9 protein-coding genes and 1 pseudogene are annotated in these 15558 nt (G+C 58.5%); 3 read left to right on the plus strand and 7 right to left on the minus strand.

Annotated elements, in window-relative coordinates:
* The first annotated feature begins 38 nt into the window (after nucleotides 1-38).
* Nucleotides 39-917 (plus strand): inositol monophosphatase family protein, encoded by an 879-nt coding sequence (locus H6F57_RS06545; RefSeq protein ID WP_190625190.1) that lies wholly within the window; start codon nucleotides 39-41, stop codon nucleotides 915-917.
* A gap of 105 nt (nucleotides 918-1022) precedes the next feature.
* On the opposite strand, the gene H6F57_RS06550 is transcribed toward H6F57_RS06545, so the two are convergent.
* The 3 genes from H6F57_RS06550 to H6F57_RS06560 form a co-directional block, all read right to left on the minus strand.
* On the minus strand, nucleotides 1023-4967 hold the full coding sequence (locus tag H6F57_RS06550) for a hypothetical protein (RefSeq protein ID WP_190625191.1): 3945 nt from the start codon (nucleotides 4965-4967) through the stop codon (nucleotides 1023-1025).
* Nucleotides 4968-5055: 88 nt separating this feature from the next.
* Nucleotides 5056-6021 (minus strand): hormogonium polysaccharide biosynthesis glycosyltransferase HpsN, encoded by a 966-nt coding sequence (gene hpsN / locus H6F57_RS06555; protein WP_190625192.1) that lies wholly within the window; start codon nucleotides 6019-6021, stop codon nucleotides 5056-5058.
* A 150-nt stretch (nucleotides 6022-6171) separates the two neighbouring features.
* Nucleotides 6172-7089 carry an NAD(+) kinase gene (locus H6F57_RS06560; RefSeq protein WP_190625193.1) on the minus strand — a complete coding sequence of 306 codons (918 nt, stop codon included), beginning with the start codon at nucleotides 7087-7089 and terminating at the stop codon, nucleotides 6172-6174.
* A gap of 306 nt (nucleotides 7090-7395) precedes the next feature.
* Here H6F57_RS06560 and H6F57_RS06565 point away from each other — a divergent pair, with 306 nt between their 5' ends.
* Entirely contained in the window at nucleotides 7396-7656 is a 261-nt protein-coding gene (locus H6F57_RS06565) for a DUF3146 family protein (RefSeq protein WP_190521372.1), read from the plus strand.
* A 20-nt stretch (nucleotides 7657-7676) separates the two neighbouring features.
* Here the strand turns inward: H6F57_RS06565 and H6F57_RS06570 are convergent, their stop codons facing one another.
* Nucleotides 7677-8078, minus strand: coding sequence for a Holliday junction resolvase RuvX (locus H6F57_RS06570; RefSeq protein ID WP_073607756.1), 402 nt, complete (start codon nucleotides 8076-8078; stop codon nucleotides 7677-7679).
* A 308-nt stretch (nucleotides 8079-8386) separates the two neighbouring features.
* On the opposite strand from H6F57_RS06570, the gene smc reads away from it, so the two are divergent.
* A complete protein-coding gene (gene smc, locus H6F57_RS06575; RefSeq protein ID WP_190625194.1) occupies nucleotides 8387-12073 on the plus strand; it encodes a chromosome segregation protein SMC in 3687 nt (1228 codons plus the stop codon).
* 390 nt (nucleotides 12074-12463) lie between these two features.
* Here the strand turns inward: smc and H6F57_RS06580 are convergent, their stop codons facing one another.
* The 3 genes and pseudogenes from H6F57_RS06580 to H6F57_RS06590 all read right to left on the minus strand — a co-directional run bounded on the left by H6F57_RS06580 (nucleotide 12464) and on the right by H6F57_RS06590 (nucleotide 15494).
* On the minus strand, nucleotides 12464-13519 hold the full coding sequence (locus H6F57_RS06580; RefSeq protein WP_190625195.1) for an NAD(P)-dependent alcohol dehydrogenase: 1056 nt from the start codon (nucleotides 13517-13519) through the stop codon (nucleotides 12464-12466).
* A 100-nt stretch (nucleotides 13520-13619) separates the two neighbouring features.
* A pseudogene (locus H6F57_RS06585) lies at nucleotides 13620-13826 on the minus strand (aldo/keto reductase); the annotation flags it as partial.
* A 387-nt stretch (nucleotides 13827-14213) separates the two neighbouring features.
* Entirely contained in the window at nucleotides 14214-15494 is a 1281-nt protein-coding gene (locus tag H6F57_RS06590; RefSeq protein WP_190625196.1) for a GGDEF domain-containing protein, read from the minus strand.
* Nucleotides 15495-15558: the final 64 nt, after the last annotated feature.

The raw sequence follows: 15558 nt of genomic DNA on the forward strand, positions 1-15558 counted from the left end.
CAACGCTACATTTTGCTATTCCTGCGCTGGTATCTGCTATGCCCCTTACTACTCCCCGAGAAATTCTGGCGGCGCTGCTGCCTTACCTCAAGACTGCTGGAGCCTATGCCCAGCAGGTTCAGGCTCAGATTGCAGCCCAGCCCGACAAAGACGGCAAGGGCGACAATTTTTTTGCCTCAGCCCTCAGCGATGCAGATCTGTCCATTCAAACCATGATGGAGGTGGTGCTGCTGGGGCTGTTTCCCTCGGTGCGCTTCTACGGCGAAGAGCATGAACAAACCTACAACACTAAGTACTTTCGCGCCATTGATCTAGGGCCACAGGGCGACTATTTGCTCACCCTCGACCCCATCGACGGCACCCAGTTTTACCTAGATGGCCACTCGAACTACCAGATTATTCTGGGAGTTCTTAATGCGGATGAGTACGAAGCGGCGCTCGCCATAACCCCTAGTCAAGACCTCTATTACTACACCCTACGGGGCGAGGGCACATTTATGGGGAGCCTGGCTCAGTCTCTCGATGACTGCACCCAGATCAAAGTTCAAAGCCCTACTCCAGCCATCTGTTTGGGGTGGCAAATGGGAGATCTGGTGCCCTATGTGAGCGATCGCTACCGGGTTTACCACACCAAAACCGACTACTCCAAAGAGACCCAGATTCCCAACTTTAACGGTCTGCTCAGCGGCGATTTGGCCGGGGCTGTGCTGGCCAAAGGGCAGTTTCTTGACGGAGCCGTGCTAGCCTTTATGGCCCAAGAAATGGGGTTTATTGTCACCACATTCACAGGCGACCCGCCGCCGCCGCTGCACACCTGTAGCAACTACCTGAGACCGGGCATGGTGATCGGCAGCTCTAAAGCCGTACATAGCGATCTATTGGCCGCTGTCACCGCTGCCAGAGTAGTTGGATCCTAAAAATTCAGCAGCTTAGAGCAGAGAGTTTTGAGTTCTCAGTTTTGAGTTTTGAGTTGACCAATCAATTCAAACTTAAAATTCAACATTCAAAACTTCTCCCCTCCCCTACTGCCAGGCATCTAAGTCTTGGCCCCAGCTTTGAGTGAGCTGGAGCCACTGACCGCGGCGGCGCTCCACATCGGCGGCAATCCAGATCAGGGCAACGCCGACTAAAATGCCGACTACCCACTTGATGAAGGGAAAGGCGGCGTTAAGCACCACCAGCTGATTGAGGGCGTTGAGGGCAAAAACAACGGTGCCCGCGTAGAGCAGGGCGCGAATGCGCAGCAGGAGCCCGGCAGCGATCGCCCCTAAAGCCATCGCCCCCACCGGCAGCCCCGCCCAGCGTTCGGTTAAAAGCGCCGTGAGCAAAATCATCGCCAGGGCAATCAGCCGCAGCCAGTGGCGTTGTTCTTTACCCCCAGGCCGTTTCAGCGCTGGGTCGACCTGAGCGATGTAGAGCAGGGCCAGCCCCAGGGGCAGTACCCAGGCAAGGCTGTCGTCAATGGATCGAGTCTCAAGCCAGACCCAGATCGCCCAGGCCGCACAGAGGACTGAGAGGTAAGACAGGCGAATCTTGCCGCTGTGCCAGGCCAGCCAGCCATAGAACCCGGTCAGCACCCACAGGGTGGGAATGTGATCAAACCCTCCCGTGAGCAGAGTAATCAACAGCGGGAGAACTACGGCCATCACCCGCCAGGGACGCTGGGGCCAGCCCCAGGTAGCCCAGGGTAGCCAATACACGGGCACGGCCACGGCACAGGCCACTACGCCCCACCAGTTATCGAGGAATCCTAGCGTTGGGAACAGCGATCGCCCCAGGGCAAACCAGCCCACCAGCTCACCTAAGCCAGCGTAGACCCAGGCAGTCTTGACTGCGCTAGAAGCTCCCAGCCGTCCCTGGCTGAGGGCGTAGAGCACTAGGGCAGTGGCGATCGCTAACCCCAACCACCACAAGGTAGCCTCGACAAACTCGAAGCCAATGCCGCCCCCCAGCATCAGCAGACTGCCGATAAACCAATGTAGGTGAGCCGCCCAAACCAGTTCTACCTGGGGAATTCCCAGGGTGCGATCGAGCTGCCCTGCCGCCAGTCGATACAAGGTCATGATCAGCGCTGCAACTCCCGCTAGCACCAGCAGAGCATCGGCCGCTTCGCCACCAGAACCTTGCAGCATCTGGTAAATCACCAGCTCATACCACCCTACCGACAGCAGCCCCAAGGCGAGCCAGCGAGCCAAGGCGGTTTGGGAACGTCGCCCCACTTCTAGCACCAGCAGGGCCGCGACTACGACGAGCCAGCCCGTCCAGGCCGTGGCCGTATAGGCGCGTAGAGCTAAGGCTAACCCGGCATAGAGCAGCGTCAGGGTTTGCAAGGGGGGGACCAAGGCCGGGCGAGAACGTCCGACAATAGCTGCCAAAGCTAGGGCGATCGCCCCCAGCCCCAAAGTCGGCACCGCCAAAGAAACCACTGCGGGATAGCGCTCAATTACGATCCCGGCTACCAGCAGTTCTATCCCCCAACCTGCCAGGTAAATAGTGAGAGGCCTCACAGTTCCCCAATAGCGGAGGACCAGAGACGCCAAGAATGCAGCCAGAACAGCAATGATCAAGGGGCGAGGTTCACGCCAGCCGAGGTAGTAGAAGGAAACTGCAAAAGTAGACAGGGTCAGTAAGCCAATGGCCAGGATGTGACCCCAGCGATCGCAAGCCACCCGATACAACCCTGACAGCGACGGCGTTTCAGCATCTTGGTGCATGGGCAGCAATCGCCAGGCAAGCCATAGGGCTGCCGTCAGCCCCACTGTCACCAGTCCCCAGTCGGCCAAATGGCGAGGAAAGCCCGTAATCCAGTCTGCCAGACTGCTATAGACCCAGCCCGTGGCAAAGCCCACCGCCAGAAATGCTACCCCCGGTCGCCGGTAGAAAGTGCTATTCACCCCCGTCAGGGCCGTTGTCGAACCCAGGCCCACCAGCCGTGTCCAAGGTAAGCCCAGGGTAAAGGGCAGCGCAATGCCTGTAGTCAGCACGCTAGCGCGGTGACGACCGATCAGCATCAACACCAGCGGTATTACCAGACCCACCCAGCTTGTGCTGGCACGCCAGCCGCTATCGACCAGGTCTGCCCACAGCAGCGCGTAGCTGAGAGTAGACAGACCGATCCCATAGAGCCAGGCCGTACGGCCCCAAAGGTCACGAAGACCCTTGCTCAGCACCAGAGCCACCGTAGCCAGAGCCACCATAACCACGACCCAGTGGGCCAATGGCAGGTTTGGCCAGCGATCGCCAATGGCTACCACAATACTCCCCAAGGCCAAGCCGTAGGTGACGACAATGCGCCACTGAGCGGGGGAAAAGCGCCGCAGCGTTACCACCAGCGCCGTGATCGTAGAGGCGATCAAATTCACCACCAGCACCGGGCCGCTGGCCAGGCTGATCAACGTCAATACAAGATTGCTGCCCAGGGCAATGCCATCACTAAAGTGGCTCAGCTTCAGCTTGTCTCGCCGCCGGTACCAGTCGGCTAGGGCCACCATCCCCACCACGTAGGGAAATAGCGAAATTCCTAGCAGTGGCCAGGTGCCAGCCGCAAATTCATCCAACTTAGCCAGGGGGACAAGCAGGGGCTGCCGCAACGATAGGGGCAGCATCTCCCAGCCGACGAAGCCGAGCTGGACGGCGATCGCGTAGGCGATCAGCAAATCCCGCCGCTTGCCCAATTTGCCTAACGCCTGAATACGCAGCGCCAGCCCGAGCAGCCCGATGCCTAACGCCTGGATGAGCCAATCGGCGATCGCCAGCAGCCAACCCCACCACAGCAGCCCCCGCCCCAGCGCAATTCCGCCGCGAAAGGGCCGGTCTGTGGCAATTCCCAGTTGTGAATTGGCTTCTGCAGTAGGCTCGACCTCGGGTTTGAGCGCCAGCCGTCGCTGACCCAGCCACACCAAGGTGGCTCCGTAGAGGCCAAAGGCCAGGCCAAACTGCCCCGCCTGAATCGACTCCCCTGGAGATAGTCCCCGCGCTAACAAAAGACCGAGGGCAGCGGTAATCACCACTGTAGGCCAGCGCAGGCCAAGCGCGGCGGGCTGTTGCCGCTGGCCGTAGACCGTGGCCGCGGCAGTGCCCAAAACCCCGGCATAGACCGCCAGCAGAGGCACCCCGCCCCACTCGCCGCTAAGGCCCCAGCCGGTATGGAGATAGGCTAAGCCCAAAGCATTGGCCTGCTCTAGGGGGGTGCTGTTTTGCTGGCGTAGCACTTGCAGAGCCGCGAAGGTTAGCAGAATGGCGGCGATCGCTCCCACCAACACCCCGCCCCCACGCCACACTCCCAGCCCATCCAGCGCCCAAAAATTCAGCGGCACCAGCAGTAGGGTAATCATTTGCAGGGTCTTAGCCGTCAGCTGCAAATTTGGGCGGCGATGGCACCACAGCCCCGCTGCCCAAAACACCAGGGTGTAGGCCAGTAGCACCAGGTACTGGCCCACCGCGTTAAACCTAGCCCATTGGGTCGCCGCCAGCACCGCCGACGACAGCACGACTAAAAACACCCCCAGCCCCAGCAGCCACACCACGCTCAGTTCGCTCATCAAGCGGCCGAGCCAGAGGTTTGTTGGAGCGGATGGCTGAGCAGTGCCCCGAGTTTGTCTCGGGGTAGATGGACGGATGTTTCGGAAACGGGGCGATCGCTGACGTCTAGGGCGAACAGCCGGTTCAACGGGGACAAAATCCGTAATTGGCGCGTCTCCAGCGGGGACGGCATCAGTGGTGGGCATTTCGCCTGCCGCTGGAGCACCTTCAGGCTCCAGAAAAGGATTGACCGCATCGGCCAAATCTAATTTTGGAACGGTCGCTGGCAGCCAGTCACAACTAAGATTGGCCCGCCCCAGGTCACGCACCTGCTGGTCAGTGATCAGGCCCAGCCGCAGCCAAGTATCCAGCCCTTCTAACAGCCCCGGCTGGTCGGGCGACAGGTCTAGCTGTAATCGAATGATGGGGTCTCGATCGTCAGCCATGCTCTGCCTTGAGGAACGGTTTTAGAATTATGGGCGTTGCCACAGCAGGTAGATTCTCAAGCCTGAGATTCTTAACCTCAGGTCGGGTTTACTCCATATCGGCATGAAGTCGCCCATGCTTGCCCAGAGTAGTGGCCAGTGTGTAAACCGTGTAGAACCAGCCCAACCCAAAAAACACCCCTCGGCTCAGAATCTTCAGCGGATGGCCGCTTTTATTGCAGGGGGGGTGCCCCAGCACATGACAGTCGAACAGGCGGCCGTAGAGGCGTAGGTTTTGCCCCAGGGTAAGGTTTTTCAGCGCCAGCAGAAAATGGTTGTGGTAAAAATTCATCTGGTAGCTGAGCGATCGCGTCGTAATGTCGTGGCAGCCGCCCGTTTCTTCTCCCAGGTGCACCAGGTGCGCCGTTGGGTTGTACCAAATGATGTAGCCGGTGGAACGAATGTGGAGGCAAAAGTCAGACTCTTCCCGCACGGCACTGCCATAGAAACGCTCATCAAAGCGTAGTCCGTGCTTGTCAAACAGTTCTCGCCGAAATGACATGTTGCACCCCCGGGCCGTCAGCACCCGCTGGGGTTGCGTGGTGTGTACCAGGTCGATGTGGTACCAGGCAATTCCTGGATCCATCGCCTGCGGAGGCAGGTAGTCGATTTCTAGATCCGTTTGCTCCGCGAGCTTCATGCGGTCAAACACGCGCCCTGCCACCGCCCCGACATCCGGCCGTTCCAGAAAGGTGCGGGCGTGGGCGTAGAGATAGCCTGGGGGCAGCACCACATCGTCGTCGATAAAGAGGACTAGATCGGAATGCGATCGCTCTATGCCCAAATTTCGAGCCGCCGGCAAGCTCGCCCAGGGTACCGAGTACCAGGTGATCTCCCCCGCATTCTGCCAAGCCTGAAGCTGCTGCTGAGTTTCCGCCTGGGGGGCTTGAGTTTGGTCTACCACCACCACCTGGTAGGCCGGATAGTCTTGAGCCAGCACGCTGCGCAGCGTGTCGCACAACACTGTCTCCCGCTGGTAGGTAGGAACGATGACAGCAATGGTGGGCCAATCCATAGCAACAGGGAATGTAGGGCTCAGATCAGTATTCCCACCGATCCACTACGACTTAGCCGAGGCCACTCCTTCGCCCTTGGGAGCACTCCGCCTGGGTAAGCCTGCCCGCCAGGACAAACGAGCTTTGCTCACGATTGGCCGACCCACTCCTTATGGCAACTCCACCGACGTTGGCTTAGCAATATGAGGCAGTCCCCAGCCCAGCTTTTCGCGGAGCACGGTAAAAAATTCTGGCGGTTTTAGCCGAATGAACCGCGCTGAGTAAGGGGCGCGGCAGGTACTCACCTCGTCTTTAGTCATGACGTAGCAGCCCGCGTTGCCGTCCACAATCAGCACCAGAGGGTCGGGGTTGGCCGAGCGAATTACCACCTGCTCGTGGTCAGGAAACACCAGCCCTCGGGACGCCAGCGAGTGCGGGCAAATGGGGATGAGCTGAGTAACGGACACCCCAGGGGTGATCACCGGCCCACCGGCCGAGAGCGAATAGGCCGTAGACCCTGTGGGGGTCGATACGATAATGCCGTCAGCCGCAATATCGACTGGGGAGTGAGAGCCGATCGCCACTTCAAAATGACACATGCTGGTCAGGGGCTCACGGTGCAGCACCATCTCGTTTAGACAGAGAGCTTCCCATACGAGGCTAGACTCGTGGAAAAGGCGCACCGCTAGCATGCCCCGCTCTTCGACTTCGTAGTCACCTGCCAGTACCTGGTCGATAGCCTGGGGCAACTGGTTCAGATAAGCCTCAGTCAAAAAGCCCATGTGGCCTGTATTTATCGTCAGCAGAGGCACCCCAATGGGGGCCAGCTGCCGAAAGGCTGACAGCACCGTGCCATCACCCCCCAGCACCACCGCGAAACTCATATCGGCATCGAAATTGGGCGGCACCAGACTGTCAAGGGGAGTGTGGCAAACGGGGCGCTCAGGCTGAGAATAGCCCAAAATGCCGCCCATGCCGGTGGCTAGGCTGACGGTGTAGCCTCGGCGAGTCAGTTTTTCCTCCCATTCGAGAGCGGCCTGGCAAGCCACAGGCTTAACGTCGTTGTAGATAATGCCAACCTTGGGCACAGGCAGGGTCCAACCTTACAATCGGTGAAATGAGGCAAGCAAAACGTGCTCTACACCCGCTAAGATGCCGAACACGCTGGTGGGGATCATAGTTTATTTCTTCCTAGGCTACCGTTTTTTCGTCTAGGGTAAAACAGCCCACTACCGAATCGCCTAGCAACCCTACCCATTTGAGGTGCTGAGTCGTATCGTTGCCCACAACGTCGGGGTAGACCACAGCCTACGCTACGGTTATCTTACCTCTGGGGGTTTTGCCTAGCCCTGACCTCGATCACGATTGTTTTGTATCGCGTTGCTTTTGCCGCCGTGACCCGTCGCCCCTCTGAAACCACCGCCTACGTTCGCATTACCCACCAGTCGTGGAGCCAGGGCCGCATCGAAGGCGAAGTGCGGGCCAGCACCTACGAATGGCAATTTCAGTGGCGCTTTCGTCAGGGTAACCTCCGGGTCGAGCCATCCCTGGGGCGAGCGCTGATCTGCGAACCCCTCAGCCGCTTTCTCGAACGCTTTGACTATCAGCTTGAACCCGGCGGTGACTACTCGTTTACCATTCGGGCAAAGCTATAGGCAAAAAGAAAGACCATGCCCTACTCGCCGGTCAGGCGATTCAAATAGCGCTCGATCAGCAGAATGGCCACGATGTCGTCTATGGGGCGAGAAATTTTGCGCAGCGATTGGGGAATTATCCCTGCCAGTCCCGATGGGGGATACATTTGCCAGTAGCGATCGCGCGCTTCCAGCGTGGTATATCGTTCATCCACCAGCATGATCCGGGGTGGGTCGGGGAGCTGACTGAGGGTGTCTTTCCAGTTCCTCGATGCGGTTTGATCGCCCAGCACAATGGTCGAAATTGGAAATCGCTGGCGTAGGGTAGCAATCTCATTGATCACCGCATCGGCGGCAACCACCTGTTGATAGCACAGCAGTCGGTCTAGCCCCATGACGGCCAAGCCGCATTTTTGCCGTCCGGGGTCAAAGCCTAAAATCATCGGCTGAGACAGAGGTGGGGGAGTGGGCTGGCTCACGGGGGCTGGGGGTAGATTTTCCCCTCCATTGTGCCATCCTGGATTGGATTTCTTGGGAAGGTGCAGTTCTTGCTGCAAAGCCAAGAACTGCGAGGTGGCTTGCCCAGAATGTGGATAACTTCTCCGCTATCTAGCGTACAAATCCTTTTCTTTGCACTAAACTTAGGCGGCATCAGCCTAGCTAGAGGTATGGATCCTAGCCGCTCAAGTCGGGTTAGCCAAAATCCCTGCTCTCTAGTACACTTGTTTCAAGTCTGAGGTAACGCTGGCCAGTGCACATCAAGCGTGTTGAGCTGTCCCACTTTAAATCGTTTGGGGGTACGACCCAGGTTCCATTGTTGCCTGGGTTTACTGTCATATCTGGGCCTAACGGCTCAGGTAAATCGAATATTTTAGACGCGCTGCTGTTTGGATTGGGGTTGGCCAGCTCTAAGGGCATGCGGGCCGATCGCCTGCCCGACCTGGTAAACCAAAACCAGATGAGCCGTCGCGCCACCTCCGAAGCCAGCGTCACTGTGACCTTTGACCTCAGCGACGTGGCCGCCGACCTGATGATCGATGGCGACGGGGAAGTGCAGGGAAACAATGTCAATGGGAATGGTGCGATCGCCAGCACCAACGGCCACAACGGCAATTCTCCCACCCTCGAAATTTCTCAGCCAGACACCGCCAATGTGGTCACACTACCCATGGGCCGCGAGTGGAGTGTGACCCGGCGACTGCGGGTCACGAGTCAGGGCACCTACACCTCTAATTACTACATCAACGGCGAACCCTGCACCCTCAACCAGCTCCATGAGCAGCTGCAGCGGTTTCATGTTTATCCCGAAGGCTACAACGTGGTGCTTCAGGGGGATGTCACCAGTATTATTTCAATGAACTCCCGCGAGCGCCGGGAAATTATTGACGAGCTGGCCGGGGTCGCCGCCTTCGATCGCAAAATTGACCAGGCCAGGGGCAAGCTAGAGGCCGTGCGCGACCACGAAGAACGCTTTCGCATTGTCGAGCGTGAGCTGCAGGCTCAGCTAGAGCGCCTGGCCCAAGACCGACAAAAGGCCGAGAAGTACCAGCGTCTCAAGGAAACCTTCCAGACCAAAAGCCAGTGGGAGGCCGTGCTGCTGTGGCAAAGCCAACAGCGGACGATCGCAGCCCTACAGCAAACCTTAGAGCAGGGCGAGGTCAAATCTACCCAGCTAGCCGCGGCGATCGCCCAGGGGCAGGGGGCGATCGCCGCCCTCGAAGCCGAACTCGCCACCCTCAATGCCCACATTCGGGCCATGGGCGAAGACGAGCACCTGGCCCTGCAATCCCAGGTAGCCACCCATGAGGCTGAGCTACGCCAGCTCCAGCGCCAGGAACAGGAAAACCGCAACGCCACCAACCAGGGCGCTGCCCTGCGCCGCGACACTGAGATCGCCCGCCAGCAGCAGCAGCGCGATTTAGAGCAGGTGGGGCAATCCATTGAGTCATTAACCACGGGAGAGCTCGTTGCCCTTACCGAGGCCAAAAACCAGGTGCAGCAGGCTCTAGAAGAACGCCGTCAGGCGACGTTGGCGATCGCCTCTGAGTCCCAAGCCAGCATTCAGCAGCAGACCCAGCTGCGTCAGGCGATCGAAACTCTGCGGAGCGATGTCGAGCCCCAGCGGGCCGAGCAGATTCGTCTGCAAGAGCGCCTGCGCCAACTCGAACAGCAGATCGAGACGTTGACCGAGCAGCGCAACACCCTAGGGCCTGCGCCAGCAGAGCCTGATGCCGATGCCGGGTTCGCCCAGCGGTTGGCGGCATCGGAAAAAGAGATTCAGGCGATCGCCGCCAAGATTGCCGCCGCTGAGGCAGAACTCTCTGTTCAGCGCGACACCCAAACCCGTTTGCTCAAAGAACAGCGCGACAAGCAGCGCGAACTTGACAAGCTCGAAGCCCAAACCCAAGCTCTGCAAGAGAGCCAGGGCACCCACGCCACCAAACTGCTGCTCGACAGCGGTCTGGCAGGCATCAGTGGGCTGGTCGCTCAGCTAGGCAAAGTAGACCCCAAATATCAGCTGGCCCTAGAAATCGCTGCCGGGGCCCGCCTCGGCTACTTGGTGGTGGAGAGCGACCAGGTGGCTGCCAAGGGGATCGAATTTCTCAAGCAGCGCCGGGCCGGACGGGCCACCTTTTTGCCCCTCAACAAAATTCGTGCGCCTCGATTCACCCCCGTACCCGACTGGAAGCGCCCCGATGGATTCCTCGACTACGCCGTCAACCTGATCGATTGCGACCCCCGCTACCGCGATATTTTTGGCTACACCTTCGGCAGCACCGTGGTCTTCGACAGCCTCACTTCGGCTCGGCAGTATCTGGGCGACTACCGCATCGTCACGCTGGAAGGGGAAATTCTCGAAACCAGTGGGGCAATGACCGGGGGTAACGTGTCATCGCGCTCTGGCGGCCTGCACTTTGGCACCGTAGAACCAGCAGAATCGACCGAAGCCCAGGCTCTACGCCAGCGGCTGGGAGATATTGAGGTGATGCTAGAACGCTGCGATCGCGATCTCAACACCACCTCAGAAACCCTGCAAACCCTCTCCCAAAACTTAATTGCCCAGCGCCAGCAATACCGCGAACTTCAGCTGGCGAGCGAACAGCAGCAGAACCAGCAGCAGCAGCAGGCCCAACAGCAAGCCCAGCTCGAAGCCCAGCTCAGTCAGCACCAGCAAGAATTGACTAGCACCCAGGCTCGCCTGCAAGAACTTTCAGCCTCCCTGCCCACCCAGGAAGCCGAAATTGTCCGGCAGCAGCAGGCTCTCAGTGAGATAGAGCAGTCCCAGGCCCACAGCGAGTGGCAGACAGCTCAGGCAGCCGTGGGGCAACTGGAGAGTCAGTTGAGCGATCGCCAGCGGGCTGTCCAAGAGGCTGAGCGCCAACTGCAAGCGCTGCACAACCAACGCCAGCAGCTTGAGCTGGCCCTTACCCAAGCCCAGCAAACTCTCACTACCCAGGCCCAGCAGCAGGCTGAGCGCGACCAGCAGCTCACTCAGCTCCAGCAGCAGCAGGCCGGGCTAAATGGTGAAATCGCCCAGCTGCGCCAGCAGATGGCCGCCCTCGACCAAACCCTAGCCGCCGAAAAAGCCGTCCGCGACGAACTAGAGGGACGGCTGCGCACCCGGCGTACCCAGACCCAGCAGCAGGAGTGGGAGCGCCAAAAGCTGCTCGAAACCCAGCAGGAGCGCCGTCAGCAGCTGGCAGAAGCCCAGGAATTGCTCGCAGCTCAGGCGGCAGAGCTACCCGACCCACTGCCTGAGATTCCTGCCGAAACGGATTTGGAGGAACTAAGGAAAGAGCTGCGATCGCTCCAGCGCCGTATGGAGGCTATGGAGCCGGTCAACATGCTGGCCCTCGAAGAATACAACCGCACCGAAGAGCGTCTCACTGAGCTAACCCACAAACTCACCACCCTTGAAGAAGAACGCACCGAGTTGCTACTGCGTATCGAGACCTTCACCACCCTACGCCGCCAAGCCTTCACCGAAGCCTACGACGCCGTCAACCTCAACTTTCAATCGATTTTTGCCGAACTCTCCGACGGCGACGGCCACCTCCAGCTCGAAGACCCCGCAGACCCCTTCAACGGTGGCCTTAACCTAGTCGCTCACCCCAAGGGCAAGCCCGTGCGCCGCTTGGCCTCCATGTCCGGGGGCGAAAAATCCCTCACGGCCCTGAGCTTTATCTTTGCCCTCCAGCGCTACCGCCCCTCCCCCTTCTACGCCTTCGACGAGGTTGACATGTTCCTCGACGGGGCCAATGTGGAGCGGCTGTCGCGCATGATCAAGCACCAGACCGAGCAGGCCCAGTTCATTGTGGTCAGCCTGCGTCGCCCCATGATCGAAGCCGCCCAGCGCACCATCGGCGTCACCCAGGCTCGCGGAGCCTATACCCAGGTGCTCGGCATCGACCTAGAGACCCAGAGCGCCACGCTGTAGGAGGTGCGTAGCTGAAATTTAGAGAATCGGTATAAGCAACTCTATCGGCCAGCACCACATCGCCCTTGCCCGTGGCCAAGCTCGGCAGCAGGTGATCAGTAAAATGAAAGTCCAAACTAGTCAGGTACATGGCTTCCACCTGAGCGATCGCCGCAGAAATAAAATGAGCTAAACTCTACCTTCTGGCGAGGTCAAACCGTCACCGTTTGGTACGACCCAGAGCATCCCTCACGCACCTTAATTGCCAAACGCAAGCCCCAATTCAATCCGGTGGCTGCCGTTAATATCATGTCTTTATTTTTAGGAAGTATGGCAGGTGGTTTTTGGCTGGGGGCTAGGCTAGCGAGGGATAAACTACGGCAATCCAATCTAGATTGACCGGCGGCGCTATCAGTCCTTCAGCGAAGCCATATCGATCACAAAGCGGTATTTCACATCGCTTTTTTGCATGCGTTCATAGGCTTCATTGATATTCTGAATGTTGATCACCTCAACATCTGACGTGATGCCCTGTTCATTACAAAAATCGAGCATCTCTTGGGTTTCGGCAATGCCGCCAATCAGCGACCCCGCCACCAATTTACGCCCCATAATCAGCGGCACCGTATTCAGCGTGGGCATCAGATTCCCGAGGAACCCGACCAGCACCAACGTGCCGTCCAGCAACAGCGTGGGCAGATAGGGGTTGAGATCGTGCTCGATGGGTACAGTATCGATGATCAAGTCAAACTGTCCCTTCACGGCTTCCATTTGCGCGTTGTCGGTAGAGATCACGATGTTGTCTGCGCCGAGACGCCGGGCATCCTCCTCCTTGCCAGGGGAACGGGTAAACAGCGTGACGTTGGCACCCAACCCCTTGGCCAGTTTTAGCGCCATATGCCCCAAACCGCCGAGACCGACAACGGCTACATAACTGCCCTGACCCACCTGCCAGTGACGCAGGGGCGACCAAGTGGTGATCCCGGCGCACAGCAGCGGCGCGGCCCCTTTAAGGTCTAACCCGTCAGGAATTTTTAGCACAAACTTATCTGACACGACAATTTTTTCGGAATAACCGCCAAAAGTCGGCGTGTGATCCTGGCGATCGCTGTCGTTGTAGGTAAAGGTTGCGGGTCCTTCGCAGTATTGTTCTGAGCCCTGTTCGCAAGGCGCGCAGTGCTGGCAAGAATCGACCATACAGCCAACACCCACCTGATCACCAGTTTTGAAGCGCGTCACCTCTGCGCCCACACCGACCACGCGACCGATAATTTCATGACCAGGCACGACTGGGTATGTCGTCCCCCCCCAGTCATTGCGGGCCGTATGCAAATCTGAGTGACAGACCCCACAGTAGAGAATTTCGATCTCTACATCGTCTGCGCGAGGCTCGCGACGGGTAAAGTGATAGGGAACCAGATCATCTGTAGCAGACTTTGCGGCATAGCCAAGTACGTTTGTGGTCATGTTTTGTCTCTACTGTTGCTTGTGTGTCGATGAGGTTTCTTTATTTTTAATACGGCATTAGCGGGTTTCAAAAAAGCATCTAAGGAACCATTTTTGCCGTTTAGCGACCGGTCATTTGCTCTGTTTTTTCGAGATACTGAGCCCCTTGCACCGTGATCTTGGCAGCGGCAGTGTCAATGATTCGTAGATTGTCAGGCGTGAGTTCAACGGCGGTGGCCCCAATATTTTCGTCTAAGCGATGCAGCTTCGTGGTGCCTAAAATCAGCACAATCTAGGGCTTCTGGGCCAGCAGTCGGGCGATCGCGATCGCTAGAACGAGCCATCCGTAGACTTAGACAGCACCTCATAGGCGTTTTGAGCGTCTAGCAGTTCTGTGCGGAAAAATCCCGGTTTGACAAGGGTGGGCTTGACGCTAAAGCACTCAACCTTGGGTGCGATCGCCAGCAAAAGGCTCTCAGCCGCGAACTTTGATGCGGCGTAAGCGGCTCTTTTAGGACCCCCATGTGCAGTGTGGAGCGGTTGCGCAGGGGGGTTCAAGAGATGGCTCGTTCGGTCTAATCTGCCCCAGACGTCTCATGTTGACAGAGACCGGGTTAGGACAGCCTAAACTGCCACGATTCAAGCCTACCGGGCATTTTTTCGTTTTTCGCTCTTCTTATTTTCTTTCTTTTGCTAAGGCTGCGACTGGCCGCTGTCAAGCAGGATCAACGGCCGGCTCAAACACCGTGTACCGCGACCCGCCCAGAGATTTGGCTCGATACATCGCCCTATCGGCGTGATTGAGCAGAGTCTCTACGCTGTCATCGCCCTCAGTACCCAGAGTGATGCCAATGCTGGCGCTCGAACACATCTCGGGGTGGCCGGGCAGCAGCGGCAGAGCTAGGGCTTGCTGAATTCGGTTGGCCACTGCAACGGCAGCTTCAACCGACGCCATCTCGTGCAGCAAAATGGCAAATTCGTCGCCCCCCAAACGGGCCACGGTGTCTTGGGGGCGCAGGCAGTCTTTGAGCTGGAGGGCAATTTCCACCAACAGCTGGTCCCCCACCTGGTGGCCCAGGCTGTCGTTGACCACCTTAAAGTCGTCTAGGTCAATGAATAGCACCGCAAAACTATAGGCAACGCTGGTGCGTTTGAGAGCGATCGCCTGGGCCGCCTTCTCCATAAAAAAGCGGCGGTTGGGCAGGCTGGTCAGAGGATCGTGAATCGCCCCCGATCGCAGCTCCAACTCCAGCTGCTTGCGCTCAGTGACGTTGCGAATAATGGCGATCGAGTGACCTTGCTCAGCGGGCAGCAGCCGAGCTTCGCAAAAAATCTGCCGCTGCCCCGCGGTTAACTCAGCCTCGAAGCATTGCAGCGACTGGGTGCGGCTGGCCATCTGGCCGTAGCTAAACAGCTTGGCAGCAAAGCTTGACCCAAAGCAGTCCACAATCGACTGACCCGCTGCACCAATGGACAGCTGGCTCAAGTCAGTATCCACAGAGGGCTTGACATCGAGAATAGAGCCATCGGCGTCAAATTGAAGCATGAGATCGGGGAAGTGCTTCAGCAGACTGATGCCAGGAGTAAGCGCTAGGGCTGGCGGTAGCAGACAGCGGGACGGATCCGCCCCAGCAACCGATCGCACGGTGATGAGTCGGGCGCGTACCCCCTGGCAAAAGCCAATGGCGTCGCCGGGGCGGAGGGGGCTATCTTGCACCGGGGTGCCGTTAATCGTCAACTGCTGACAGCTGGGGCCGTCGGTAGCGTCGTCGCTGTGAATGATGTAGCCGTGGTCGAGCCACACCAGGCTGGCGTGGTGGCCAGAGACGCCCTCAGATACCAGGCGAATATCTTTGGTGCGATCGCGGCCAATTGAATAAAACGGCTTGCCCAGTGGCATGATCTGTCGGCGCTTACCGTCTTGAATTAACAGGGCCAGGTGAGGAGAATCCGTCTCCCGCCCCTGGCATTGAGGCTCATGGGTATAGGTCATCATGAATTAGGGCACCAGTGATAGACTGCGTTTCCCGGCCGGTTGAGTTGAGGAGATCTGGCTGGCT

This window comes from Leptolyngbya sp. FACHB-60, from assembly GCF_014695775.1.
In the GTDB taxonomy this organism is placed as follows: domain Bacteria; phylum Cyanobacteriota; class Cyanobacteriia; order Phormidesmidales; family Phormidesmidaceae; genus Nodosilinea.

What these genes read in the sequence shown, in the direction of transcription:
- H6F57_RS06545 (WP_190625190.1), top strand. Translation starts at nt 39, where the DNA reads ATGCCCCTTACTACTCCCCGAGAAATTCTGGCGGCGCTGCTGCCTTAC.
- H6F57_RS06550 (WP_190625191.1), bottom strand. Translation starts at nt 4,967, where the DNA reads ATGGCTGACGATCGAGACCCCATCATTCGATTACAGCTAGACCTGTCG.
- hpsN (WP_190625192.1), bottom strand. Translation starts at nt 6,021, where the DNA reads ATGGATTGGCCCACCATTGCTGTCATCGTTCCTACCTACCAGCGGGAG.
- H6F57_RS06570 (WP_073607756.1), bottom strand. Translation starts at nt 8,078, where the DNA reads ATGATTTTAGGCTTTGACCCCGGACGGCAAAAATGCGGCTTGGCCGTC.
- H6F57_RS06580 (WP_190625195.1), bottom strand. Translation starts at nt 13,519, where the DNA reads ATGACCACAAACGTACTTGGCTATGCCGCAAAGTCTGCTACAGATGAT.
- H6F57_RS06590 (WP_190625196.1), bottom strand. Translation starts at nt 15,494, where the DNA reads ATGATGACCTATACCCATGAGCCTCAATGCCAGGGGCGGGAGACGGAT.